Origin of the sequence: Enterococcus sp. DIV2419, from assembly GCF_051711865.1 — a bacterium.
In the GTDB taxonomy this organism is placed as follows: Bacteria; Bacillota; Bacilli; order Lactobacillales; family Enterococcaceae; genus Enterococcus; species Enterococcus faecalis.
In genome coordinates, this window is the sequence record NZ_JBIONS010000001.1 from 70,667 (window position 1) to 95,217 (window position 24,551).

At 36.4% G+C, this 24,551-nt stretch carries 26 protein-coding genes; 21 read left to right on the forward strand and 5 right to left on the reverse strand.

Annotation, left to right across the window (positions count from 1 at the left end; translation table 11 throughout):
* Positions 1 to 42: 42 nt before the first annotated feature.
* Positions 43 to 1,722: a peptide ABC transporter substrate-binding protein gene (locus IGI97_RS00300; protein WP_002361487.1), complete on the forward strand. Its 1,680-nt coding sequence runs from the start codon at positions 43 to 45 to the stop codon at positions 1,720 to 1,722.
* Positions 1,723 to 1,768: 46 nt separating this feature from the next.
* Here IGI97_RS00300 and IGI97_RS00305 read toward each other — a convergent pair whose 3' ends face one another.
* Entirely contained in the window at positions 1,769 to 1,993 is a 225-nt protein-coding gene (locus tag IGI97_RS00305; RefSeq protein WP_002356070.1) for a DUF896 domain-containing protein, read from the reverse strand.
* 14 nt (positions 1,994 to 2,007) lie between these two features.
* The gene (locus tag IGI97_RS00310; protein WP_002356071.1) at positions 2,008 to 2,994 is read right to left on the reverse strand and encodes an LLM class flavin-dependent oxidoreductase; all 987 of its coding nucleotides are present in this window, start codon (positions 2,992 to 2,994) and stop codon (positions 2,008 to 2,010) included.
* A gap of 400 nt (positions 2,995 to 3,394) precedes the next feature.
* Between IGI97_RS00310 and IGI97_RS00315 the strand changes: the two genes are divergently transcribed.
* The 6 genes from IGI97_RS00315 (at position 3,395) to IGI97_RS00340 (ending at position 11,082) form a co-directional block, all read left to right on the forward strand.
* Positions 3,395 to 4,369 carry an Abi family protein gene (locus IGI97_RS00315; protein ID WP_002410386.1) on the forward strand — a complete coding sequence of 325 codons (975 nt, stop codon included), beginning with the start codon at positions 3,395 to 3,397 and terminating at the stop codon, positions 4,367 to 4,369.
* A 246-nt stretch (positions 4,370 to 4,615) separates the two neighbouring features.
* Complete coding sequence (gene ruvA, locus IGI97_RS00320; RefSeq protein WP_002361491.1) at positions 4,616 to 5,230, forward strand: Holliday junction branch migration protein RuvA; 615 nt, start codon at positions 4,616 to 4,618, stop codon at positions 5,228 to 5,230.
* Between the two features lie 12 nt (positions 5,231 to 5,242).
* Positions 5,243 to 6,259: a Holliday junction branch migration DNA helicase RuvB gene (gene ruvB, locus IGI97_RS00325; RefSeq protein ID WP_002381340.1), complete on the forward strand. Its 1,017-nt coding sequence runs from the start codon at positions 5,243 to 5,245 to the stop codon at positions 6,257 to 6,259.
* A gap of 141 nt (positions 6,260 to 6,400) precedes the next feature.
* Positions 6,401 to 7,099, forward strand: a complete 699-nt coding sequence (locus tag IGI97_RS00330) for an N-acetylmannosamine-6-phosphate 2-epimerase (protein WP_129194281.1) — start codon at positions 6,401 to 6,403, stop codon at positions 7,097 to 7,099.
* Positions 7,100 to 7,277: 178 nt separating this feature from the next.
* Complete coding sequence (ygjK, locus tag IGI97_RS00335; RefSeq protein WP_438737762.1) at positions 7,278 to 9,617, forward strand: alpha-glucosidase; 2,340 nt, start codon at positions 7,278 to 7,280, stop codon at positions 9,615 to 9,617.
* 547 nt (positions 9,618 to 10,164) lie between these two features.
* Positions 10,165 to 11,082, forward strand: a complete 918-nt coding sequence (locus IGI97_RS00340) for a helix-turn-helix domain-containing protein (RefSeq protein WP_002356079.1) — start codon at positions 10,165 to 10,167, stop codon at positions 11,080 to 11,082.
* Between the two features lie 42 nt (positions 11,083 to 11,124).
* Here IGI97_RS00340 and IGI97_RS00345 read toward each other — a convergent pair whose 3' ends face one another.
* Positions 11,125 to 11,778: a Crp/Fnr family transcriptional regulator gene (locus IGI97_RS00345; RefSeq protein WP_002356081.1), complete on the reverse strand. Its 654-nt coding sequence runs from the start codon at positions 11,776 to 11,778 to the stop codon at positions 11,125 to 11,127.
* Between the two features lie 273 nt (positions 11,779 to 12,051).
* On the opposite strand from IGI97_RS00345, the gene IGI97_RS00350 reads away from it, so the two are divergent.
* The 14 genes from IGI97_RS00350 to IGI97_RS00415 all read left to right on the forward strand — a co-directional run bounded on the left by IGI97_RS00350 (position 12,052) and on the right by IGI97_RS00415 (position 20,751).
* A complete protein-coding gene (locus IGI97_RS00350) occupies positions 12,052 to 12,945 on the forward strand; it encodes an SDR family oxidoreductase (protein WP_002356084.1) in 894 nt (297 codons plus the stop codon).
* Positions 12,946 to 12,957: 12 nt separating this feature from the next.
* A complete protein-coding gene (amaP, locus tag IGI97_RS00355; RefSeq protein ID WP_002381343.1) occupies positions 12,958 to 13,530 on the forward strand; it encodes an alkaline shock response membrane anchor protein AmaP in 573 nt (190 codons plus the stop codon).
* Positions 13,531 to 13,542: 12 nt separating this feature from the next.
* Positions 13,543 to 13,734, forward strand: a complete 192-nt coding sequence (locus IGI97_RS00360) for a DUF2273 domain-containing protein (protein ID WP_002356087.1) — start codon at positions 13,543 to 13,545, stop codon at positions 13,732 to 13,734.
* Between the two features lie 12 nt (positions 13,735 to 13,746).
* A complete protein-coding gene (locus IGI97_RS00365; protein ID WP_002383483.1) occupies positions 13,747 to 14,259 on the forward strand; it encodes an Asp23/Gls24 family envelope stress response protein in 513 nt (170 codons plus the stop codon).
* A gap of 58 nt (positions 14,260 to 14,317) precedes the next feature.
* Positions 14,318 to 14,878 carry an Asp23/Gls24 family envelope stress response protein gene (locus tag IGI97_RS00370; protein ID WP_002356090.1) on the forward strand — a complete coding sequence of 187 codons (561 nt, stop codon included), beginning with the start codon at positions 14,318 to 14,320 and terminating at the stop codon, positions 14,876 to 14,878.
* 23 nt (positions 14,879 to 14,901) lie between these two features.
* Positions 14,902 to 15,144, forward strand: a complete 243-nt coding sequence (locus tag IGI97_RS00375; protein ID WP_002356092.1) for a GlsB/YeaQ/YmgE family stress response membrane protein — start codon at positions 14,902 to 14,904, stop codon at positions 15,142 to 15,144.
* A 164-nt stretch (positions 15,145 to 15,308) separates the two neighbouring features.
* Entirely contained in the window at positions 15,309 to 15,824 is a 516-nt protein-coding gene (locus IGI97_RS00380; protein WP_438737764.1) for a hypothetical protein, read from the forward strand.
* A 39-nt stretch (positions 15,825 to 15,863) separates the two neighbouring features.
* Positions 15,864 to 16,379 carry a hypothetical protein gene (locus IGI97_RS00385; protein WP_438737766.1) on the forward strand — a complete coding sequence of 172 codons (516 nt, stop codon included), beginning with the start codon at positions 15,864 to 15,866 and terminating at the stop codon, positions 16,377 to 16,379.
* 155 nt (positions 16,380 to 16,534) lie between these two features.
* Complete coding sequence (locus tag IGI97_RS00390) at positions 16,535 to 17,050, forward strand: hypothetical protein (protein ID WP_096397459.1); 516 nt, start codon at positions 16,535 to 16,537, stop codon at positions 17,048 to 17,050.
* Entirely contained in the window at positions 17,050 to 18,441 is a 1,392-nt protein-coding gene (locus IGI97_RS00395; RefSeq protein ID WP_438737768.1) for a triacylglycerol lipase, read from the forward strand. Before IGI97_RS00390 ends, IGI97_RS00395 begins: the two co-directional genes overlap by 1 nt.
* The gene (locus tag IGI97_RS00400; protein WP_002356099.1) at positions 18,438 to 18,743 is read left to right on the forward strand and encodes a hypothetical protein; all 306 of its coding nucleotides are present in this window, start codon (positions 18,438 to 18,440) and stop codon (positions 18,741 to 18,743) included. Before IGI97_RS00395 ends, IGI97_RS00400 begins: the two co-directional genes overlap by 4 nt.
* Positions 18,744 to 18,752: 9 nt before the next feature.
* The gene (locus IGI97_RS00405) at positions 18,753 to 19,019 is read left to right on the forward strand and encodes a hypothetical protein (RefSeq protein WP_025189271.1); all 267 of its coding nucleotides are present in this window, start codon (positions 18,753 to 18,755) and stop codon (positions 19,017 to 19,019) included.
* A 296-nt stretch (positions 19,020 to 19,315) separates the two neighbouring features.
* Positions 19,316 to 20,551: an MFS transporter gene (locus IGI97_RS00410; RefSeq protein ID WP_002356101.1), complete on the forward strand. Its 1,236-nt coding sequence runs from the start codon at positions 19,316 to 19,318 to the stop codon at positions 20,549 to 20,551.
* 20 nt (positions 20,552 to 20,571) lie between these two features.
* Entirely contained in the window at positions 20,572 to 20,751 is a 180-nt protein-coding gene (locus tag IGI97_RS00415; protein WP_002381345.1) for a hypothetical protein, read from the forward strand.
* Positions 20,752 to 20,906: 155 nt separating this feature from the next.
* Here the strand turns inward: IGI97_RS00415 and IGI97_RS00420 are convergent, their stop codons facing one another.
* Together IGI97_RS00420 and IGI97_RS00425 are read right to left on the reverse strand one after the other, a co-directional pair.
* Positions 20,907 to 22,391 (reverse strand): helix-turn-helix domain-containing protein, encoded by a 1,485-nt coding sequence (locus IGI97_RS00420; protein ID WP_002396762.1) that lies wholly within the window; start codon positions 22,389 to 22,391, stop codon positions 20,907 to 20,909.
* Positions 22,385 to 23,872, reverse strand: a complete 1,488-nt coding sequence (locus IGI97_RS00425; protein WP_086317570.1) for a helix-turn-helix domain-containing protein — start codon at positions 23,870 to 23,872, stop codon at positions 22,385 to 22,387. The genes IGI97_RS00420 and IGI97_RS00425 overlap by 7 nt, the downstream gene beginning before the upstream one ends.
* Between the last annotated feature and the right edge of the window lie 679 nt (positions 23,873 to 24,551).

The following is a 24,551-nucleotide window of genomic DNA, read 5'->3' on the forward strand; positions in this document are numbered from 1 at the left end:
AAATTAAAAAATGAAGAGTTTTTTCTGTGAAGGGAGAAAGGCATGAAAAGTAAACGTATAAAAGGACTTATCGGGTTAAGTTTAACAACGCTATTAGTTTTAGCTGCTTGTGGTGGTGATGGGGGAGCTGGCGCCGAAAAAGCAAAGGGCGGATCAGAGAAAACCGCTGCTAAACAAGAATTTAAAGTAGTAGTTCAACAAGAAATGCCTTCTGCAGATTTATCTTTAGGAACAGATACAATTAGTTTTACGGCACTGAATAATGCGTATGAAGGAATTTATCGTTTAGATGATAAAAGCAAGCCGCAACCAGCAGGGGCTAAAGAAAAAGTGCAAGTCAGTGATGATGGTCTGACGTACACAGTGAAACTAAGAGAAGAAGCAAAATGGTCCAATGGTGATCCTGTCACAGCTGCCGATTATGTTTTTAGTTGGCAACGTACAGCAGATCCTCAGACTGGCGCTGAGTATGCTTATTTTCTAGAAATGATTGAAAATGGTGCAGATATTGTAGCTGGTAAGAAACCAGTTTCTGAATTAGGCATTAAAGCAAACGGGGATTACGAGCTAGAAATTAAACTGGCAAAACCAACACCATATTTTGATTATTTACTGGCCTTTCCACTATTTTTCCCGCAACATCAAGCAACCGTAGAGAAATATGGCAAAGATTACGCTGCTTCCAGTGAAAAAGCAGTCTATAATGGTCCGTTTGTCTTAGCTAACTTTGAAGGGGCTGGCTCAGATACCAATTGGACTTTGGAAAAAAATGAAAACTATTGGGATAAAGACAATGTCAAATTAGATAAAATCAATTTTGATGTTGTTAAGGAGGCACCAACTGCCTTGAACTTATTCCAAGATGGCCAAGCAGATGATGTTATTTTAAGTGGCGAATTGGCCCAGCAAATGGCGAAGGATCCAGAATTGGTTATCGAAAAAGAAGCACGAACCAGCTATTTGGAATTTAATCAGCGAGATAAAAATTCACCGTATAATAATGTGAATTTACGCAAAGCAATTTCAGCAGCGATTGATCGCAACGCATTAGTAGATAAAATTTTAGGCGACGGCTCAGTAGTCGCTACCGGCTTAATTCCAGAAGGAATGTCGTATTCGCCGACAGATGACAAAGATTTTGCTGATGAAAATAAAAAAATTGTTGAATATAGCCCAGAAAAAGCAAAAGAATATTGGGCAAAAGCGAAGAAAGAATTGGGCATAACAACACTCAAAATGGATATTGTTGCCGATGATGTCGATTCTACGAAAAAGTTAGCGGAATATATTCAAGGTACGTTAAAGGATACTTTAGAGGGCATTGATGTAACAGTGAGCCCAGTGCCGTTTTCAGTTCGAATTGATCGAGGCAGTCGCGGCGATTTTGAGACAATCTTAGGTGGTTGGGCTGCGGATTACGCAGATCCAAGTAGTTTCTTAGACCTTTTTGTTACTGGTAATAACTATAATCGCGGGCGTTTTTCAAGTAAAGCCTATGATGAGTTGATCGAGGCTTCAGCTACAAGAGATGCTTCAGATCCTGAAAAACGTTGGGAAGACATGGTTAAGGCTGAGAAGTTATTGATTGGTGAAGAGACCGCTTTAGCACCACTTTATCAAAAGGCGACTGCCCATCTACGCAGTAAAGAAGTGAAAGGCGTCGTTGCCCATGGTGCTGGCGCACAATATGATTATAAGTGGACATATGTAACAGAAGAGTAGTTAAAAAGAGACACAGAATAGTCAAATCGACTGTTCTGTGTCTCTTTTAATCAAAATATTTCTGCTGTTCTTCTTTTAATTTTTCTGGGGTCACATCTTCACCAGTAGGATCATAAATAGTGACGCCCATTAATGTTTTATTGAATTGTTCACGAATGGTCCGCAAATATTCTTGTCGCAAATCGACACGAAGAGCTTGTTCTTCAGATGTTAAACCTTGTTCACGCTCTTTTTGTGCAAGCGTATTAATTCTTTTTAAAACCTCTAACATTTCTCATTTCCTTTCTATAATAATTCTTTTGCTAGGCGTTCAAACGATTGAAAGCGCGTTTGTTTGTCATAACCTGGGGTGATTAGCATTGCTTCTGTCAACCCTAGTTCTTCTTGTTGGTGGAAAAACTCCGCAACTTCTTGGCTACTGCCAATGACAAAGCGTTGTTTATTTTGTTCTAAAACCAGTTTGTCCATTTCACTGTAAGGGAAAGCTAGGGCTTCTTCTGGCGATAAAAATTTATTTGGAAGCCCATGTTCGGTGGCAAAGATATAATGCTCGAAACTAGCCGCATGGTATTCTGCTTCTTCTTTCGTGTCGGCGGCAAAAGTGAAATACGCAGCGCTCACTTGCGGCTCTTGTTGTTCAGTTACTGGTCGGAAATGCTTGTAATATGCGGACAATACTTCTTTGGGCAAATGTCCATGAATAAATTGCGCAAAGGAAAAATTAATGCCATATTCACCAGCTGAACGTGCGCTTTCTTTACTAGCACCTAGTAACCAAGGTTGTGGTAATAGAACTTCCCGCGGAACAGCTGAAATTTTAGAATATAAATGATCTTCAGGAAATTCCTCTCTTAAAAAGAGTAAAATTTCAGGTAATTTATCAAATTGATCTAGTTGTGGTGGCTGACCATTATTTAACGCCAACGTAGTTAAAGGGCTGCCGCCAGGCGAGCGGCCCATGCCTAAATCGATTCGATCAGGATATAAAGCTGCTAACGTTTTAAACGTTTCTGCGACTTTAAATGGCGCATAATGCATGGTCATGATGCCACCCGCGCCAACACGAATTTTTTCGGTGGCACTAGCAATATGTGCAACTAAAATTTCTGGCGTTGCACTGGCAAAGGCGTCTGAGCCGTGATGTTCGGCATACCAAATTCTTGTGTAACCAAGTTTTTCCGCTAATTGAGCGAGCTCTTTGGCTTCTTGTAATGTGTCGCTTGCTGATTGATTTTTAGGAACCGTTAATTGATCTAAGATACTTAATTTCATGTATGTAGTCTCCTTTTTGGTTATTTTTTTGAAGCTACCGCTATTATTACGCAAGCATGTCAAAAAAAACAGTACGCACTTTTTAATTCCCTAGTGAGTGAAAAGTAACAAATAGATGTAGCCAAGGTCTTTAATGAAAAAATTCTCCGCTATGGCTGTGTGCATTTTGATTTTTTGGCCAATGTATAGAAATATACTTAATATTTTTTCTGTTTTTATACAACGTATTGTATTTTTTAGTATAAAAAGCTTTTTCTTTAGAAAATTGGGCTATTGACTAGCTACAAAACAAATGATAGCATAGAGATAACCTTAAAGAAGAGCTGCTGTGCGGCTAACCAAGAACGTCTATTAGTTTTTCTAATAGACGTTCTTGTGCTAATTAATAGGAGAACAGTATATGAAGCCTTTTAAAACGTTAGATGAACAATTAGCTATTTTGGAAGCTCGAGGATTGGTTTTCTCGGATAAAGAAAATGCAAAAAAGAAATTATCTTTTTATGGCTATTATGAGATTATCAATGGCTATAAAGACTTCCTTTTGGAAAAAAAGCAAAAAATAACTGACCATCAAGAAGAATGTTTTATAGAAAACAGTACATTTGATCATATTTTTTCTTTATTTATGATGGACAAAACAATAACTTCATCTGTAATTGATGCGACATGTGATGTTGAGATGTATGTAAGAGCAGCTATTTCTTACGTTGTCAGTAAAAATATAGGTGAACAACAAATAGACTATTTGAATAGACGTCATTATCAAACTGGAAAGAAAAACAAAAACGGACAAGGATATAAAGTTGATCAGCTAATTACAAAGTTTAAAAAGATTATCTACGATGATATAGAACCCATGAAACACTATCGTGGTTATCATGGAAACGTTCCACCTTGGATTATGTTAAAAGGAACAACATTTGGAAACCTGGCTAATTTTTATAAATTACAAAAAAGTGAAAATAAAAAAGAAGTTATAGCGATGATTCTAGGAATACCTAAAGAAATCGTGGATGAAGGGATTACCAATATGTTTACTGACATTATCTTTTTATGTCATAGTTATAGGAATAGAGCTGCACATGGTGGACGAATGTATAACTATCGGTCTGCTAAAGCAGTTATTAGATATAGTGAAAATTTTCATCCCCGAGCAAATATTACTCAGGCAGAGTATAGAAAAGGCAAAGGAATATCCTGTTTAGGTACCCTATTTCATGCATTGACATGGATGGATAATAAAGTAGCTTTAGCAAGGTTACAAGCAGGGGTATCTGTTGCGTTAGATCAGCACTTAAAAGTTTACCCAGAAGATTATGATTTAGTTTTGTCTGAAAGTAATATCAATCCTAAATTTTTACAGCTTTCTAGATAGAATTATTAGATTGAGTTGTACATAAAATTATTGTCTCTACTAGGGAGAGCGTGTTAATCTGTCTTCTGTTAGTTATTAATTATTGTTTGCTTCATCAATAGAAAGCTGTTTTATAAAGAGTGTTTTCAGGCTATTAGTATAGATTGCTCATAGGAATATTTGCAAACGATGAAGATATCGCTTAAAATAAATGAATCAAGTAAAATGGAACATATGTACGCAATCAGCAATTGGAAAGGTGACAACATGTACGAATATATTATTGGAAAAGTAACGTTTGTTAGCCCATACTATATTGTCGTTGAAACAAATGGCATTGGCTATCAGATTTCAGTCGATAACCCGTATCGCTATTCAGGGAAAATGGATACGGACATTAAACTATATCTTCACCAAGTCGTGCGGGAAGATGCACAACTTTTATTTGGTTTTGGCAGTTTAGAAGAAAAACAATTGTTCTTAAAATTAATCAGTGTCTCTGGAATTGGCCCTAAAAGTGGTTTAGCTATCATGGCTTCTGTGGCTGATCATGGTGGTTTAATCAATGCAATTGAAGGGGAAGATGTTACATATTTAACGAAGTTCCCAGGTGTTGGCAAGAAAACAGCCCAACAAATGATTTTAGATTTAAAAGGAAAACTAGGCGAATTAGAGTCTTCCGAAGCAGCGGTGGCGGCCATGACCGCAACCGAAGTGGTGACAACAAGCAATCAAGCATTGGCAGAAGCGTTAGAAGCATTAAGTGCCCTAGGCTACAGTGACCGAGAGATTAAGCGTATCACTAAGCAATTGGAAGCGTTAGGTGAGACCACGACAGATGTCTATTTAAGCAATGCGTTAAAATTCATGATGAAACGCTAAGGAGGAATAACGATGACAGAAGAAGAACGGTTGCTTTCAGCTGCAAGTCAAGAAGCAGAAGCTTCAATTGAAAAATCGTTACGTCCACAATTTTTAGCACAATATATTGGTCAAGACAAAGTAAAACAAGAACTAACGATTTATATTGAAGCGGCGAAAAATCGGAATGAAGCGTTGGATCATACCCTTCTTTATGGTCCGCCAGGTTTAGGGAAAACGACAATGGCGATGGTCATCGCCAATGAAATGAATGTGAACATTCGTACCACAAGTGGACCAGCCATCGAACGTGCGGGAGATTTAGTCGCTATTTTGAACGAATTAGAGCCTGGTGATGTGTTATTTATCGATGAAATTCATCGTTTGCCGCGAGTTGTGGAAGAAATGCTGTATTCCGCAATGGAAGATTTTTACATTGATATCATGGTCGGTCAAGGAACCACGGCACATCCCGTTCATTTTCCATTACCGCCTTTTACTTTAGTGGGCGCTACCACACGGGCAGGGATGCTTTCAGCGCCATTACGAGATCGTTTTGGGATTATTTCTCACATGGAGTATTATCAAGAGCAGGATTTAAAAGAAATCGTTCTTCGTTCCGCGGATATTTTTCAAACGGAGATTTTTGAGGAAGGTGCCTTTGAAATTGCGCGCCGCTCAAGAGGAACCCCCCGAATTGCTAATCGTTTGTTAAAACGTGTCCGTGATTTTGCCCAAGTCCAATCAGATGGCAAAATCGACCGAGCGATTGCAGACAAAGCGTTAACCTTACTGCAAGTGGACCATCAAGGCTTGGATTATGTCGATCAAAAATTGTTGAAAACAATGATTGATTTATACGGCGGCGGTCCGGTTGGTTTAAGTACCTTGTCTGTAAATATCGGTGAAGAAACCGAAACGGTGGAAGATATGTATGAACCCTATCTTATTCAAAAAGGTTTCATTAAACGAACACCGCGAGGACGAATTGCAACGCCATTTGCGTATGCACATTTTGGGTATGATTATTTAGAGGGTCGTAAAAATTAAAAATAAGTCAAAAGAAAGCAAGCCTTAACCGCTTGCTTTCTTTTGTTTCACGTGAAACGTTTGTTCTTATTTGGAAGAGTGGCATATTTCAGCTGTTGTAGGTATACTGTGTTTGTAATCGCTTTTAAATTGGAGGGATCAATGTTGAATGAAGAAATCAAAGGGGCATTAATTGTTTCTTGCCAAGCGTTGGCAGACGAACCATTGCATAGTTCCTTTATCATGTCCAAGATGGCTTTGGCCGCTAAACAAGGAGGGGCTAAAGGTATTCGAGCAAATTCTGTGGTAGACATTCGAGCAATCCGGAAAGAGGTTGATTTACCAATCATTGGGATTATTAAACGAGATTATCCTGGCGCAGAAGTATATATTACCGCAACTATGCGTGAGGTAGATGAATTAATGGCTGTTCAGCCAGAAATTATCGCTCTCGATGCAACCCATTCGAAACGACCAAATGGCGAAACGTTAGCCACATTTTTCAAAAGAATAAAAGAAAAGTATCCTAACCAAGAATGGATGGCGGATTGTTCCACGCTGGAAGAGATGATTGAAGCGGCGGAGTTAGGTTTTGATTATATTGGCACAACGTTAGTCGGCTATACGCCGCAAAGTGAAAATCAGCGGATTGAACAAAATGATTTTGAACTGTTAAGAGAAGCAAAGAAGCATTTTACTACACCAATTATTGCAGAAGGAATGATTGATACGCCAGCAAAAGTCCAACGTGTTCTGGAGCTAGGTGCTTATAGCGTGGTGGTGGGATCTGTTATTACACGACCGCAAAAAATTACTGAAAAATTTGTGGAAGCTACGAAAATAAAACAGAATCAAGCATAAACTAAATACACTATCGATACACTCGTTATTTTTTGATCAATACACTTCGATACGGTCGCTTTTTTTCTAGAGAAAGTTGAATCTTTCAATAATAAAAAGGGATACACTCCGTTTGGCATAGTCCTTGCTGATAATAAATCAGTGTATAAAGCGCTATCATTTTTATAGGAGGGGTTTTATGAAGGGTTTATCAAAAAAGAAACGGGTGTCTACTTGGTTAGCGTTAGGAATCACCGTAGTCAGCTGTTTTGCGTTAAGCGGGGAAGTGCAAGCAAGTGTTGAAAGAACAAAAGTTGATGAATTTGCAAATGTTTTAGATGTGAGTGCATCACCAACCGAACGGACGAATGGCGTATACGATACCAATTATTTTAATAATTTTTCTGATTTAGGTGCATGGCATGGCTACTATTTACCTGAAAAAAGCAATAAAGAGCTACTGGGTGGTTTTGCGGGGCCATTGATTATTGCGGAAGAATATCCAGTAAACTTGGCGGCAAGTTTAAACAAATTAACGGTCAAAAATAAAAAAACGGGAGAAACCTATGATTTAAGCCAAAGCAACCGCATGGACCTGTCTTATTATCCTGGGCGCCTAGAGCAAACCTATGAATTAGACGATCTAACGATTCATTTAGCTTTAATTTTTGTCAGCAATCGAACGGCGCTTGTCCAAACGACACTTGAAAACACTGGTGAAGAGCCCTTGTCACTTGAAGCAAGCTGGACAGGTGCGGTCTTTGACAAAATTCAAGAGGGGACGGAAACCTTAGATATTGGCACTCGTTTAACTGCTAAAGACAATGATATTCAAGTGAATTTTGGTGAAGTCAGAGAAACGTGGAATTATTTTGCTACGAAAGACACAAAATATACGATTCATCATGCGGATAAAGTTTCAACAAAAATTGATAATCGGAATTATACAGCAACCGCTGAACCAATTGAATTGAAGCCTAAACAAACGTACAACACCTATACGACAGAAAGCTATACTTTTACAAAAGAAGAAGAGGCAAAGGAACAACAACAAGCACCCGAATATACCAAAAATGCGGCGCGCTATTTCAAAGAGAACAAGCAAAGATGGCAAGGATATCTAGATAAAACGTTTGATCAAAAGAAAACAGCAGAATTTCCTGAATATCAAAATGCGCTAGTCAAATCGATTGAAACGATTAATACCAATTGGCGAAGTGCGGCAGGTGCCTTTAAGCATGACGGGATTGTTCCGTCCATGTCTTATAAATGGTTTATTGGTATGTGGGCTTGGGATTCGTGGAAAGCGGATGTAGCAACGGCTGATTTTAATCCCGAGTTAGCTAAAAATAATATGCGGGCCTTGTTTGATTATCAAATTCAAAAAGATGATACCGTACGTCCACAAGATGCAGGAGCGATCATTGATGCTGTCTTTTACAATCAAGACAGTGCGCGTGGTGGTGAAGGTGGCAACTGGAATGAACGAAATTCTAAACCACCATTGGCTGCATGGGCAGTTTGGCATATTTATCAAGAAACCAAAGACAAGGAATTTTTAAAAGAAATGTATCCCAAACTTGTGGCTTATCATAATTGGTGGTATACCAACAGAGACCACAATAAAAATGGGATAGCAGAATATGGAAGCATGGTCAGTGATGCCCACTGGCAAAAAGACGACAAGGATCAAATCATTAAAGATAAAAATGGCCAACCTAAAGTGGACGATGATGCTGTTATTGAAGCAGCCGCGTGGGAAAGTGGCATGGATAACGCTACACGGTTTGACAAAGAAGGTGTGGGCAAAGGCGATGATGGAGTTAAAGTTTTTGAAAATAAAAATAAAGGAAAAGTAGTGGGGTATTCAATTAATCAAGAATCAGTGGATTTGAATGCGTATCTCTACGCTGAAAAGGGCTATTTAGCTTCGATAGCAGAAGAACTAGGCAAAAAAGAGGACTATAAGAACTATCAAAAAGAAGCGAAGAAACTAAAAAAATATATTCAAGAAAATATGTTTGATGAAAAAACAGGCTTCTTCTATGACTTACAAATAAATGAAGACGGCTCGAAAACAAAATTGTTAGTCAATCGTGGCAAAGGAACAGAAGGCTGGTTGCCGCTTTGGGCAAAAGTAGCGACCAAAGAACAGGCGGCGGCAGTTAAGAAAAACATGATGAATCAAGAAATGTTCAATACCTTTATGCCATTCCCAACGGCATCCAAAGACAATGAAAAATTTGCTGCAACGAAATATTGGCGGGGACCAGTTTGGCTTGATCAAGCCTTGTTTGGTGTAGAAGCTCTTCAAAACTATGACTATACAAAAGAAGCAAAAGAAATGACACAAAAACTCTTCTTACATGCCGAAGGATTGATGGGAGAAGGACCTATTCATGAAAATTATGATCCACTGACAGGGAAGGGCCTAAGTACGAAAAACTTTAGTTGGTCAGCGGCAGCGTACTATTTACTGTATAAAAACACCTTATTAAGTAATAACCCCACAACGCAAACCGCTTTTGAAATAAAATAGAAAAACAGCTCTTGAGAAAATATCTCTCAAGAGCTATTTTTTTTCTTCACTTGCTACAATCTGTTTCCCTCTGATTTAATTAAATGTAATTTATTTGTTTAAATAAATATATTTCAAATAATTAAATAAAATATCTAAAAATAAACGATATGTACTTTTATTAAAAATGTTATTTAATAAAAATGAAATAGATATTCAACGAAATTGATTGTACAATGGTTAATGAAGAGTGGGTTTAACGGAATAGTGTAATAAGGAATAAGCTGATATCAAAACCAAACATATGCAAAACCTCCTTCTCTGTTAGCTATATTGACTTCTATTATAGAACATTTCTTTTGGTTTTTTCAAGGGAAGTTAAGTATATAAGTTTTTATGATTATCAAAATATTACGATATTATAATTACGGAAATAATAAAAAAGAATATTTTGAAATATTTATTAATGTTTTCGCTGATTTTGTTTAATTTGTACAGGTATTGTTGGATCTTTAAGTTAATAAAAAAATAATATTTAATATTATTTTTATTATAAAAGGGGGATATTATGGATGTGCTAGGTGCTCTAAAATATTTTAGAAAAAAGAAAAAAATTGCTCAGAAAGATGTTTTGCCAAAAAAGGGGAAACAAACCTATCGAAGAATCGAAATTGGTGAAGCCAAGCTAAGTTACGAGGATTTAATGACGGCATTACAGTCATTGGGGATTACTTTTAATGAATTTTTTTTTATGGTATCTGATACGAGAATCATGGCTTCTTCAGAAGTCAAACATCAAATTGAGTGTTGTCAACTGGGGTTGAACAATACAAGTGAAAAAAAGAATCTCATTCATTATTTTTATCAATTAGAGCGCAATCCTCATAAAAATGCGTTGGAAATGTCTATTTATACAGATATTAAATTAACGTTTAGTAATGATTGGGAGGAAATTCCAGAATTTGATGAAACCGATCGAATGGTAATTCTCGCGCTTATCTCTAGCAAAAGCTACTATACATACTACGATTATCAAATGGTGACTAATCCTGCCGCCTTGTTTTCTGAAAATGAAGTCCTTCAGATTCTTGAGCAGATGTTTCCTGTCAAAGATGCTGAATTACGTGATACCCAAACATTAAATGTCGCCTATGGTTTTTACCTAAATATCATTACTGGGGAACTTTATAAGAAAAATTATGCGAAAGCTCGGGAATATTTAGCGCTAGTGAGTGTTACCACGATTCCTGCTGAGATCTACTATATTCATTTTAACTTACGTTACTTAAAAAACCTTACGTATTATCTGTACACTGGCAAAATGAGATATTATAAAGAAGTAATCGCCGTTATTGATATGATTGAAAGCTTTGGCGATGTACGTTTGGCGGAAGGCATGAAAAAAGAAATGCTTCAGCTGACGGCTGGTCGGACATTTAATTTAGAAAAAGGTCAGTTTCCATTGAATATTGTCACTGAAAAATAAAAAGCACCCCCCGCAAGGTCAAACTTGCGGGGGGTGCTGATGTTAAACAATAATGTTATCTCTAATCATATCTAAATCTTTAATCAAAATTTTGCGGTTACGTAGTTCAATTGCCCCTAACTCTTTTAGTTGCTGCATCATCCGGTTAACGCTACTAGCAGAAGTTATCCCACAAAAATGTGCAATTTCTTCATTGGTCACCACGAAATCAATTAAAATACCTTCCTCTGTTTCTACGCCAAATGAATCGTACATTTCATAGATTTGTGTACAAACGGCCCCAAATTTGCCATTCATCAACATTTGCTGCATCTTTTTCATGGAATGCATTAAACGGTCCCGATAGTATTCTTTGACATACATTTGCAAGTCTTTACTATTATTGATATCCCGCCAAAATTGAACACGGTCGATTTGGTAAAGTTCTGCTTGTGGAGATTCGATGCGAATATTAAAAGGTGCATCAATAAATTCTGAATATTCATCACGTAGCAATGAAACAATTTCCAAATTGTTGATATAACGTAAATTAAATTCACGACCGTCTTTGGAAATAACGCTAGTTTTGATGATGCCACTTTTTAAAATATAGGCATAACGATCTTGCAGTCCTTCATAAGTTAAATAATTTTTCTTCTTTTTTACAACGACTCGAAAGGAATGTTCATCTAAGTAGTCTTGTAAAACATTTCTCATTGGCGGTAACTCCTCAATTATCTCTAAATATTTTTGTTTTTGCCTGTTGGGCTTCTTTCTTATTTAAGCGAATTGGACATCATATGTCAATAACAAATGTTGATAAAAAAGGTCAATTAAACGCTATTTTGAAAAATAAAATCAGCTTTTAGATAATTTTGCCAAAAATTTCGCTTAATGAGTATTAAAAATATTTTTTTTATTTTATGTGCTCAAATATTTTTCAAAAAGAAAAAATTGTATTAAGGTAATAGTAGAAAGGGAGGAGATTTAATGACAGAACCAAACTTAAAAGACCCAAGAAAGTTATTTTATAGTGATGGATTTCCGCAACAAGATCAAGAAACTCCCGCATTACAGGACAAAATGGTCCCTAAACCAGATTGTGGGGAAGACAGCTATGTCGGAAATCACAAATTAGAAAATCGTCGGGTATTAATTACAGGCGGTGATTCTGGGATTGGACGAGCGGCGGCGATTGCTTTTGCTCGTGAAGGCGCAGATATCGCCTTACATTTTTTCCCAGGTGAAGAAAAAGACGCCGAAGAAGTGGCGCACTATATACGAGAAGCTGGCCGAAAAGTCGTTCTTTTGCCAGCAGATTTAAGAGATAAACAGGCACCTGAAAAATTGGTTGCACAAGCTCATGAAGCATTAGGCGGCTTGGATACCCTTGTTTTAAATGCAGCCCAACAAATTTCCTGTGCCGCTATTGAAGAATTACCAATGGAACAAGTGATAGACACTTTCCATGTCAATATTATTGCGATGTTTGGCATTGTCAAAGCAGCAGTGCCTCACTTACCTGCCGGAAGTAGCATCGTGACAACGACTTCCGTCCAAGCCTTTAATCCAAGTGAGCATTTGTTGGATTATGCAGCAACGAAGGCATCAATTGCCAACTTTACCGTTGGTTTAGCAAAACAACTGGCACCAAAAGGCATTCGGGTAAATGGCGTGGCTCCAGGACCAATCTGGACACCGTTACAGTTAGATCATGGACAACCAATTGAAGAGTTGCCAGAATTTGGGCAACATTCTTTACTGGAACGTGCAGGTCAGCCTGCTGAATTAGCCCCTGTTTATGTTTTCTTGGCGTCCAATGATGCAAGTTATGTTACGGCTCAAGTTTATGGCGTAACTGGTGGAGAAGCAATTAATCTTTAGGAGGGATGTTCCGTGAATAAAGTTGTTAAAATACTTTTGCTTCTAGGTTCACTGATTTTAATGGCATTATTTGGCGCGGTGGCCATCACCACTTGGTCAGCCGATACAGCTTGGCAACCACCAGATAATGTCCAATGGTTCTTGCAAGACAACGAGTACGCACGTCAAGCAATCTTTTGGGTAGCGCTGGTTTTACTAGGAATTATGCTCTTTCTATTTTTATTCATTCTTTTATTCCCAAGAAGAAAAGGCACGTTTGAATTAAAAGAAGAGCAAGGAAAGTTAGTGTTACACCGTAAAGCCATCGAAGGATTTGTACGCTCTAGCTTGCAAGACAGTGACTTTCTGGAAGCACCAACCATTCGTGTAAAGGCGACAAAACGGCGCATTAAGGTCAATGTCAAAGGCACACTGAAACGAACGGCAGATTTAATTGGACAAACAGAAGCTTGGTCAAAAACAATGGAAGAACGGCTTGCTCGTTTGGTGGGAACTGGTCACAAGATTACGATTGATGTTCATTTTGAAGATATTCAATCAATGAAACGACCACAACAACAGCAGACACAAGCACGTGTGGAGTAGGAGGGATGTACAATGGTTGAATGGATAAAACAATATGCCGTTCCGTTAATTGGTGGCCTAGTCGGCTTGGTTTTTGCAATCTTGTTTCTGTCAATCGGCTTCTTTAAAACATTGTTAGTAGTACTCCTGACAGGACTAGGTATTTGGCTAGGTTTGTATTTGGAACAGACAGGCATTGTCAAAAATTATTTTCATCATAAATAGGAGGTTTTGGCTATGGAAAATGCAAATGTATCGATTGTTAAAGGTGAGTTGACGTTTGAGGATAAAGTAATCCAAAAAATTATTGGCATTGCTTTGGAAGAAGTCGACGGTTTGTTAACTGTGGACGGTGGTTTTTTCTCGAATTTACGAGATAAAATGATTAACAGTGAAGATGTTACAACAGGCATTCACACCGAGGTCGGCAAAAAACAAGTCGCAGTGGATATGGACATTGTAGCCGAATATGGGAAAGATATCGAGACCATTTATGATCAAATGAAAGAGGTTATTACTCGCGAAGTCCAACAAATGACTCACTTGGAAGTAATCGAAGTCAATGTCAACGTAGTAGATATCAAAACACAAGCAGAGTACCAAGAAGAAAGTGAAACAGTCCAAGATAAACTTGGCAACGCCGCTGAAGCGACAGGTAGTTTTATGTCAAAACAAACCAACAAAGCCAAACATGCGGTAACTAAAGGCAAGACAAAAGTCAAAGAAAACACGGCACCTCGTGTTCAATAATTGGTTATTATTTTATTAAAAATAAAGCAATAATAGAAGAAACTAGGAGGAATGAACCATGAGTAACGAAAAATTCAATAATGTACCAAAACCAGCAGGAAACGGACCACACACACCAGAAGATCATGCAATCAAAGGTGAATTAACATTTGAAGATAAAGTCGTTCAAAAAATTATCGGTTTAGCCTTAGAAAATGTTGATGGTCTATTGACAGTCGATGGCGGCTTTTTCTCAAATATTGCTGAAAAATTAGTAAACACAGATAACGTCACAGCTGGTATTGATACCGAAGTTGGTAAAAAACAAGTCGCTGTTGATATGGATATCGTGGTAGAATACGGCAAAGATATTCAAGACATTTACGAAAAAATGAAAGAATTAATCAGCCGTGAAGTGAAAAAAATGACCCACTTAGATGTGATTGAAGTGAATGTTAACGTAGTTGATATCAAATCAAAAGAAGAATACGAAGAAGATAGCGAAACGGTTCAAGATAAAGTCACAGGCGCTGCCAAAAGTACCGGTGAATTTGCTTCTGAACAAACAGAAAAAGCAAAAAAAGCTGTGAATAAAGGAACAGAACAAGTCAAAGAAAATATGGAACCACGTGTAGAATAAACAGTTAAAGGGAGGAAACAATCATGGGCTTTATTTGGGCATTAATTGTCGGTGGTGTCATTGGGGCAATCGCTGGAGCAATTACTAAAAAAGGATCATCGATGGGCATTATTGCCAATATCATTGCAGGGTTAGTTGGTTCAACAATTGGTCAAGCCATTTTAGGCACATGGGGACCAAGCTTAGCTGGGATGGCTATTGTGCCATCGATTATCGGGGCAGTGATTTTAGTTGCCATCGTTTCATGGATTTTAGGACGAAAATAGAGAAGATTTTTCAGAAGAGTTTGGGCGATTGTCCAAACTCTTTTTTTATATTCTTTAATATTATCCAGTTTATTAAAATTAGATTAAATATAACTTTCCTTTGATAGGTGGTTTTGTTAAAATTTAATTAAAAAGTCGTTGCGTGGCAAAAAGGAGGTACATCAGTGAGACATAGGAAGCAATGGTTAATCGGATTACTCATTATTTTAATCATAGGAATTGGAGGGAAATGGTACACGGACGAACAAGAAAAAGCAAAACTACACGAAATCCAAACAGACTTAGCGAACTATTTGTATAATAACTATCGGATTTATACGAGAAATCAAAAAAAAGTCGAAGAGATTTATCAAGAGTTTAATAAGGGAAAAGGAAGTATTTCAGAAGAGGAGTATTTTAATAAATTAAGTGCGTTAAGAGAATACTCCGACATTACCAAAATAGAATTTACAAGTTTTTCAATAGGACCAATGAAAGGTTTAGAGGTCGAATTTATTATTAACGATGTGTATGAAGATAATACAACATTAAGTACTATCTCAGCAGAAACAGGAAAATTTCGCTATAGTTTGGATCCAGGAAATACGAGAAATAATTATGTTTTAGAAGAAAAAGAACAGCCAACTTCTGTAACAATGCCCAAGAATAAAATTATGTATTATGAAGGAGGGATAAAGTAATGGATAACTATCGTACATAAAGACCAAGGAGGTGAACAAGTGAGACATAGGAAGCAATGGTTAATCGGACTATTCATTATCTTAATTATAGGAATTGGAGGAAAATGGTACATGGACGAACAAGAAAAAGCGAAACTACACGAAATCCAAACAGATTTAGCAAACTATTTGTATAATAACTATCGAATTTATACATTTGATGAACAAGAGAGAGCGCAGTTAGAGAAGAGATATAACAAAGGAAATGGGGACTTGAGTTATCGAGAGTATTCAAATAAATTAGATGAAATTGCAAAATACTCCGACATTACCAAAATAAAATTTACCAGATTTTCGGTAAGTCCAATGAAAATGTTGAAAGTACATTATACAATAAATAATAAGCTAGATAAACAGACGTATCTCAACACTATTTCCGCAGAGACAAATAAGTTAGTATTTAAAATTGGTGAGCATGAGGGAGAAGGCCCCTATTATCTTGAGAAAAAGCCAACAGCAACCAATTTATCTGTACCAGAAAATTTAGTGACGTATGATGAAGGAGGGATTCGTTAATGGATCATAATAGAATTTTATCAGATAAGGTCTACGGCGTTCAAAAGGATAAAATAAATACTAAGCTTGAAGGTACTGACTAAATTGTAATCGATGACATATAAAGGAACAAACCAATAAAAATTATCGTACATAAAGACCAAGGAGGTGAATCAGTGAAACATAGGAAGCAATGGTTAGTTGGAATACTCATTATTTTAATCATAGGAATTGGAGGAAAATGGTACATGGACGAACAAGAAAAAGCAAAACTACACGAAATCCAAACAGATTTAGCGAACTATTTGTATAATAACTATCGGTTATATACAGTGAACGAAAAAGAAGAAGAGAAAATTTTTAAAGAATTTAATAGAGGTAAAGGTTCCCTGACAGAACAAGAGTTTTTTGACAAGCTTGAAAAACTAAAAGAATACTCTGATATCAACAAAATAGAATTTACAAGTTTTTCAATAGGCCCAGTAAACACGTTGAAAGTTTATTTTACCATCAACGATGTTTATGAAGAAGAGGTCAGTTTAGACACAATATCGTCAGAAACTAAGAAATTTATCTATCGAATAACGAATAGTACAGGTAGAGGTCCCTATTATATTGAACAAAAAGATAAACCGACAGAATTAACGATTCCGGAAAATTTAATTATGTATGATGAAGGAGGGATAAAGTAATGGATGCTTACAGAATATTATCTAAAAAGGTTTATGATGTAGAAAAAGAAAAGGTTCCAATCAATAAGAAAATAAAAGAAACAAATCATATTGTAATCGATACCATCGATACCGATAAAGATACCCTTGGATACGAACGTGAACCTAGAAATAACAGTATGCAGGCTATGACGGTTGCAGAAATTAAAAATCAGTATAAACATTTAAAGGACAATCAATTAAAGGAAGTACCAGGCTATCCCCAATCCGTAATCAACCAAAATCTAACCATTGTCTACGCTGGTACCAAATCATGGCAAGATTGGAAAACCAATTTTCGAGAAATTGGCTTTAATGACAAACACCAAGCTGGAGCGTTCCAATCTGCTTTAACATATGCCAGTCAGATTGAGCGCCAATATTCTCCTGAAGCTGGCTATACAATTAACACGACGGGTCATTCTCTTGGTGGTGCCGAAGCAATTTACGTTGCGGTTTTGAAAGGCTACAATGCCATCACGTATGGTGCGGCTGGTTCAGGATTGACAGACGAACAAATTAAAAACTACAAAGGTCAAATTATTAATTTCTATGATACTTCAGATGCGGTCACCAGCAGTTTTGTAACAGGTGGACAAGGGAAAATTCCTTTTTATAGTTTTGGAGTTGATAATTATAGTGGCGTAATTGTCGGCTGGGTTAAAAAGACGTTCGGCCATGATTTGGATATGTTTAAAACTGATGATGACGGAAATTATATTGATAAATGGGGCGACATTGCTGTATATTCAGATGGGCATGGTGGCGTTGCAATCGAGCAAACTATCCTGGCGCAGCAGATTTTAGAAAATAAAAATAGAATCCGTGGGTTGGAGACTTACGACGGCACGAATCCTGAGACATTGGTAGAAATCAACCGTTTAAAAAAAGAAAACAAATGGCTTCAAGAACAACTGAAACAATTTAATCAGTTGAATGAATTACGTGTTTCTTTAACGGCGAGCGGTGGCGGATTATCTAGTAATGAACGGATTTATTTAGAAGATAGTCAAGCCTTAGCGGTTGTTAAAGTCGCCGCATCACAATTTGATGTAGCGATGGAAGAGTGCCTACATATTTACAAAAAAGTGATGCAAGAATTACAAGAAGATTGGGAAAACGGATTGCAACTCATTCAACGACATACACCAGAACTTTCGTATGCAGAAATGAGAGAGGCGATGGATCAAGTCCAATGTACGAAACAAACGATGGTTGACCAAGATCTGGAATATTTCCAGCAAAAATTCAGCAAAATCAATCGTATTAGAACTTCATTTGTTCAATTAACCCAACAAATTACCGCTAAAATAAATGAATTGATTCAGAGAGATCAAGAATTAGCGAACCAACTGAAAGGAGCCTTAACATGACGACAGCCGATGAGCTAGAAAGATGCCGCAGACAATTGCGGGAGTTAGATGAGCAAGAAATGCTCTTAGCTTCTTATCAGAGAAAAAGCCAACAACTCGCTGAAGAAACCTATTATAACATTCAGTCTGCTATTCGAATGATTGCCGAAAATCAGCAACCACTACAACAAGCGAGACAAGCGCTTGGCCGATTAGAATATGACTTTTCAGAAGAAGTAAGTCATGCTAAGAGAAAACTTTACCGTCAGAGGGAAGAGTTAGAAATAAAGTATAGAAAATTAAATGCACAGCGGGAAAGTTAACGAAGGAGGATGTTCATGGAGTTATTGGAGAAATTATGGAAAGAATACCAAAAGAATCTGCAAAAAGTAACAGCGCAGTCTCTCGGTTTATCGCTGTTACAACAACAGAGTAAAAAAGTACAGAAAAGCAAGCGAAGGGAAAAAAATGCTTTAGCACAAGCCAAACGCTCAATAGAAAATGCAAATACTGGCTTAGAAAAGTCGATCCAAGGACAATTTGGCCAAAAAGTAACCGATGTCTTAGACATACAGAGTCAAACTATAGACAGTTTGTAATAGATGTGAACTTATTTTTAATTAAAAGAAAGAGTCCTCAACCATTCGATATTTTGAGAATAGTTGAGGACTCTTTCTTCAACAAAAATCAACAACATTTGTTGAAGTTATTTGTAGATAACGTTTATCATTCACAAATTTACATTTTTTTGTAACGGATATCTCGTATAGTAATAACTGCAAATGAATTTCAGAAAATTTTTTGATAAGTCATCAAAGTGAGGGGATAGCGGTCTTTTATTGAAAAATAGCAACACAAAATAAACAGAACAAAAGAGAGAGGAATTCAAAGAATTATGACAGAACAAACACCAACAAAGCTTTTGAATAAAGGCTTTATCAGTATTACAGTGATTAATTTCATTGTCTATCTTGTTTATTATTTATTAATGGTTATTATTGCGGTGATTGCGCAAGATAGCTTACATGCTACTTTAGGTCAAGCGGGTCTGGCCTCAGGAATTTACATCATCGGGACATTGCTTGCACGACTTTTCATGGGAAAACTCCTTGAACTGATTGGGCGCAAACAAGTCTTACGTTATGGGGCTTTGTTTTATCTTTTAACGACTGTTGCGTATATGTATATGCCAAGTATGGGCATTCTTTATCTGGTCCGTTTTTTAAATGGGTTTGGTTACGGAACCGTTTCGACAGCGACCAACGCAATTGTTACCGCCTATATCCCTAAAAACAAAAAAGGGGAAGGGATCAATTATTATGGTTTGAGTACTAGTTTAGCAGCCGGCATTGGGCCATTTATTGGGATGTTATTGTTAAATGTTTCCAACTTCCATGTCATTATTAACTTTTCAATTATTTTAATTTTGTTAACAACCATTGCTTGCTTCATTTTCCCAGTGAAAAATATTGAGTTAACACCTGAACATCGTGAAGCTTTATCTAAATGGAATTTTGATAGTTTTGTTGAAAAGAAAGTTTTATTTATTACATTTATCGCCTTTTTAATGGGTCTTGCTTATTCAAGTGTCTTATCTTTCTTATCTTCTTATGTCAAAGTAATCGATTTAGTTGACGTCAGCACCTTCTTCTTTATCGTCTATGCAGTCGTGATTACCTTAACACGTCCATCGACAGGTCGGATTTTCGATGTCAAAGGGGAACGCTACGTCATGTATCCGAGCTACATTTTCTTAACACTAGGCTTGTTCTTATTAAGTATGACTACGTCTGGTTGGATGTTATTAGTCTCAGGTGGGTTAATTGGCTTAGGTTATGGTACCTTCATGTCAAATGGCCAAGCGGTTTGTCTTCAAGAAAGCCCAAGTCCTCACCGTATCGGGATTGCTTTATCGACTTATTTCATCGGTTTAGACCTTGGATTAGGGGTTGGTCCGTACGTTTTAGGTGAATTACGTAACTTTATGTCATTCCAACAAATGTACTTCTTAGCAGGCTGTATCCCAATCGTTTGTACCATTTTATATATGGTCTTCCACAAAGCTAAAAATGATGCCAAAGATTTGTCTCTTGAAACGATTGAAGAGATTGAACACGGCTCAGAACTATAAATGGACAAGGAGTGATTTCAATGCCTAACGATGAACGGATTTTAAACGTTTTACAACAAACACTAACGGAAATTCAACGCATGAACACGCGTTTAGCTAAAATTGAAACAGAGTTAGCCGATGTCGATCAACATCACGCGACTTTGGATCATTACTTGCAAGAGCTAGAATTGGTGACAGAAAATAACAACGTCATGTAAAATGAGTAGTTAGTAAATGAATGTTCTACGTTTCGGTATCACTAGAGTGGAACATTGAAAATTTTCGTAAAAAACGCCAAAAGGTAGCAGTTTTTCTGCTACCTTTTGGCGTTTTTTGTAAATTTTATCACTTAAAATGTTTCACGTGAAAACTTTTAAAAGTGGCGTGGACTTTGTTTGGTGACAATTTGTGTATTTAAATTTTCTAAGCTTTGCGCTAGTTCACCAATGCTAGCAGAAAAATCAACATAATAAGTGGGAACCGTTGATTTGACACTAACTTCTGAAAAGATATCTGTAATAATTACATCGAAAGGCTTTTCTGGTGAAGCGACAAAAATTAATTTTTTATCCACGGCTTTACTTAGCTTTTCATAAAGGGTATCTAAAATTAAATTACTTTGATTGGTCCTTACTAAGACACGAATCGGTGGTAAAGATTTCGTTTTCAATGTACAAAAAAGAATAAACAAGCAGTCAACTAACAATTTTTCATTGCCCATCAATGTCGGAAGCATTTCGATTGTAAGTCGCTTCACATCTTTGTAGAGACTTGGATTTTTTTGAAGCGCTTCTTTTAAAAAGCTTTCTTGTACAAATGGATTGGCAATCGTGACAAAGGTCTTAAAAAAGACACTTAAATTTTGGATAGAAGTATATAGATAAAGATACTCGTGAAATGTCAATTTAATTTGATAAAAAGACGTTAGTTGATAAATGATCTCTTTAATGGGTGAGCCTAATAGCTGGACCATATGCATCCGTGCTGCTGGAATTTCCAAGACATCTTGTGTAGCGTAGCTGACACTAATCGTCAATAAGAAAAAGGCAAAAAGGCCTTCTTTTTGTATAAATTTTGTTGGAACTTGGTGTAAGGCTTCTTCTTTAAAAAACAATTCAAATTCACTCAGATTAACAAAGGGATTAACAATCGCTTCTTCCTCCACGAAAGTTTCTTTGATAAAAAAGCCCTCTTTCCAACGCGCTAAAATCACCGCAGAAAAAATTAAGTCTTTTGTAAAATCTTGTGTTGTATTGAAAGAAACAGAGTGTTTTAAACGTCGAAAGAGACTATGGACTTCTTTTTTAGTAATCGTGTGCAACGGCCAATCCCCTTCAGAGTAATTGTTCCAAAAAAGCATCATAAAGAAAATCCGGATATCTTTTTCTTTGCCCACCAACACATTGGTACGTTTTAAATTGATTTCAATCTGATATTTTTGGAGCCATTGGTTTAATTGTCCAATTTTTCGCGTAAAGGTTGATGAAGAAATTTCTAGGACTTTTTCAAAATGTTTGCTATCAATTGCATTATGGTTAAAGGCATAGGTCAGTACTTGATACGCGAAACTTTTTTTGACAAAGTAGGGCATCAAGAACGATAGTTGGAAATAGGGTGCAAACCAAAATGTGATTTCTTTGGCGTTTGCCGACAAAGAAAATAAGTTTTCCCAGCCGTTTTTTTCAATTTCTGTTTGGAGCAAAGCTACAGATTGTAGAATGGTATTTTGTTGCATTTTTAATTGAGTCGCTAAAGTAGAAATCGCCAATGTTTGTTCTTCTGCTTCACGACGTTCGAGTAACTCTTCTAAAAGAGCAAAACTTTTACGATAAGGTACATCAAGTAACCCTGTTAACATCCGATTCCCTCCAAACTGTTTTCCCCACGCAATTTGGCAAAATAAATTTTGCGAACTACTTGTTTTAGGTTATAGTATTCGTCTAAATAAGGAACGGGATGCCAATAAAAAGTTTTACTGGCGTGAAAAAGCGGATTATTTTTGTCAGTAATGACTAAGTCAGGCACTTCTTGAATATGATTAACAAATTTCAAAGGAACATCGCAATAATTATTGATTTCCTTCGCTAACCAATTTTCTTGTATCTGATTAATAGATGAATGAAGTAAAATTTTAACAGGAATTTGTTTATTTAATAAAACGCTCCGAATAATTAAAAAAATGGTTTCTTTAAATAACGCATCTAGTGGATGTTGTTTGTCAAAAGGCAAACGCTTTAAGAAATAGTTGGTTGTTCGTGAAACATTTGGGTATTGTTTTTCATACAAAGAGACATTAGCAACCTCATAGCTCAATTCCTCTTCCACAGGGAAATGAATCAGTCGTTCACTGGCATTAGATAAATTAACCAACAAAAAGACCACTTCTATTGCGCTTAAATCCAACTGTAATTGCGTACATTTTTCAAAAATCCAGGTGACATGGGGACTTTCATCCATGCCCATAATCGCTAAGTTGGCAAAGTTGACCGTTTCTATTTGTTCAAGTGAATACATCGTTAGTGTACTGAAAAAATCATAGTAGAAACGAATTTCAGCCCGCCAAGTGTCGGGTTCTTGTTGTTCATTGATAAAACAATCATTCACTAATAATTGAAATTCTGAATAAGGAAAGGCTAAATTGATCGTAGCAATTTCAGGATAATCGCTGATTGTAAAATCAGATTGGTAACGGAGTAAACCTATGGACATAATTAATTTTAATTTGCGTAAATCGGTATATGTAAAGTAAGGATAACGGTTTTTGATGATTTCAATAAAATTCTGCAATTGCGCTTGATTAGTCTTAGATAAAAATGGTACTAGAGAAGTTCCTGAAATGAAGAATAAGGAATAAAAGAAACTGCGAAAATCTTTTTCAGCACCACAAATTTTTTCTCGTCTTTTTAAGTTTAAATAACAATTAAATCTAGCTAGATAATTGTTTAAACGGTCACTGACTTGTTTGAAAATAGAAAAGTTAATGAAATGCTCTTCACAAAAATCTTTGGCTGAAGTATAGCGTTTTAAAAGTAAATCTAAGGCTAACATATAAGTTAATGACCCGCGAACTACGGCTTCTTTCATTAACTCAATCGGGATATTTTCATCGGCAACTAATTCTATGGACTGTTGATTATTAATGATGCGAATATGTACATTTTCATGTGTATTGACTCGAGAAATTAACAAAGTTAATTGATTCAATAAATTGTTGATATTGTAATGGGAAAATTCATATTTTCGTCGGAGTACTTGCATGGGGACTTTTTCTTTACTGTCATACAAGTATTCAATTAGGGAAAGCAACTGAATTTCCTGTTTGGTTAATAAGTTATACATAATAACCACCTTTCTAATTGGTTATGATTGTTTGATTTTTCAGATAATACAGATAGGGCATTCTTTTCTAAATGACATTGACGATTGCCAGTGAAAGAACTAGTTGTTCTTATGCTACTGTATCTATTCTTAAAAATCAAGAAGAACTGAATGTGTCAAATGGAAGAAAACATGGACAAAAAATGATAGAGCAAAAAATTATTAAGAAAAACAACCAGTTTATATAAAACATTTAAATAACAAGAATGATAATTTGAGTCTATTGATTTTTTAGCTTAAATAGCTTATACAAATAGGCTTTTTTGTCTGGTTAGTTCTTATGAAAAAAATTAAAAAAACGGTATAGTGGAAGGAGGAATAGTAAAAATAAGAAAGGATAAGGGCGTGTTTTCATAAAGATGAAAAGGGTTTCTGGGATTTCATCAACTTTTTCTATTTGGAGGAGAAGTTGTTGATAATTTTCGATGAAAAATCCCGTTATACTCTTCTTATTCTTATAGAAGAGTCTATAGGAAAAAGCAGAAAATGAATCCGCATTCGAAGTAAGAGTGCGTTTTGAGGAGATAAAAAGAAAAGGTGTGTTGGCTGTATGTTTTAGCAAGGAAGAAAGACAACAGAAGAGCACTCACTTATTTGGTTTAAAATAAAAAATTGGTACGAAGTGAACGTTCTCTTCTAT

Bases quoted from the DNA above. Each gene is read 5' to 3' on its own strand.
- IGI97_RS00300 (WP_002361487.1), top strand. From the start codon at position 43: ATGAAAAGTAAACGTATAAAAGGACTTATCGGGTTAAGTTTAACAACG.
- IGI97_RS00305 (WP_002356070.1), bottom strand. From the start codon at position 1,993: ATGTTAGAGGTTTTAAAAAGAATTAATACGCTTGCACAAAAAGAGCGT.
- IGI97_RS00310 (WP_002356071.1), bottom strand. From the start codon at position 2,994: ATGAAATTAAGTATCTTAGATCAATTAACGGTTCCTAAAAATCAATCA.
- IGI97_RS00315 (WP_002410386.1), top strand. From the start codon at position 3,395: ATGAAGCCTTTTAAAACGTTAGATGAACAATTAGCTATTTTGGAAGCT.
- ruvA (WP_002361491.1), top strand. From the start codon at position 4,616: ATGTACGAATATATTATTGGAAAAGTAACGTTTGTTAGCCCATACTAT.
- ruvB (WP_002381340.1), top strand. From the start codon at position 5,243: ATGACAGAAGAAGAACGGTTGCTTTCAGCTGCAAGTCAAGAAGCAGAA.
- IGI97_RS00330 (WP_129194281.1), top strand. From the start codon at position 6,401: ATGTTGAATGAAGAAATCAAAGGGGCATTAATTGTTTCTTGCCAAGCG.
- ygjK (WP_438737762.1), top strand. From the start codon at position 7,278: ATGAAGGGTTTATCAAAAAAGAAACGGGTGTCTACTTGGTTAGCGTTA.
- IGI97_RS00340 (WP_002356079.1), top strand. From the start codon at position 10,165: ATGGATGTGCTAGGTGCTCTAAAATATTTTAGAAAAAAGAAAAAAATT.
- IGI97_RS00345 (WP_002356081.1), bottom strand. From the start codon at position 11,778: ATGAGAAATGTTTTACAAGACTACTTAGATGAACATTCCTTTCGAGTC.
- IGI97_RS00350 (WP_002356084.1), top strand. From the start codon at position 12,052: ATGACAGAACCAAACTTAAAAGACCCAAGAAAGTTATTTTATAGTGAT.
- IGI97_RS00360 (WP_002356087.1), top strand. From the start codon at position 13,543: ATGGTTGAATGGATAAAACAATATGCCGTTCCGTTAATTGGTGGCCTA.
- IGI97_RS00365 (WP_002383483.1), top strand. From the start codon at position 13,747: ATGGAAAATGCAAATGTATCGATTGTTAAAGGTGAGTTGACGTTTGAG.
- IGI97_RS00370 (WP_002356090.1), top strand. From the start codon at position 14,318: ATGAGTAACGAAAAATTCAATAATGTACCAAAACCAGCAGGAAACGGA.
- IGI97_RS00375 (WP_002356092.1), top strand. From the start codon at position 14,902: ATGGGCTTTATTTGGGCATTAATTGTCGGTGGTGTCATTGGGGCAATC.
- IGI97_RS00395 (WP_438737768.1), top strand. From the start codon at position 17,050: ATGGATGCTTACAGAATATTATCTAAAAAGGTTTATGATGTAGAAAAA.
- IGI97_RS00400 (WP_002356099.1), top strand. From the start codon at position 18,438: ATGACGACAGCCGATGAGCTAGAAAGATGCCGCAGACAATTGCGGGAG.
- IGI97_RS00405 (WP_025189271.1), top strand. From the start codon at position 18,753: ATGTTCATGGAGTTATTGGAGAAATTATGGAAAGAATACCAAAAGAAT.
- IGI97_RS00410 (WP_002356101.1), top strand. From the start codon at position 19,316: ATGACAGAACAAACACCAACAAAGCTTTTGAATAAAGGCTTTATCAGT.
- IGI97_RS00415 (WP_002381345.1), top strand. From the start codon at position 20,572: ATGCCTAACGATGAACGGATTTTAAACGTTTTACAACAAACACTAACG.
- IGI97_RS00420 (WP_002396762.1), bottom strand. From the start codon at position 22,391: ATGTTAACAGGGTTACTTGATGTACCTTATCGTAAAAGTTTTGCTCTT.
- IGI97_RS00425 (WP_086317570.1), bottom strand. From the start codon at position 23,872: ATGTATAACTTATTAACCAAACAGGAAATTCAGTTGCTTTCCCTAATT.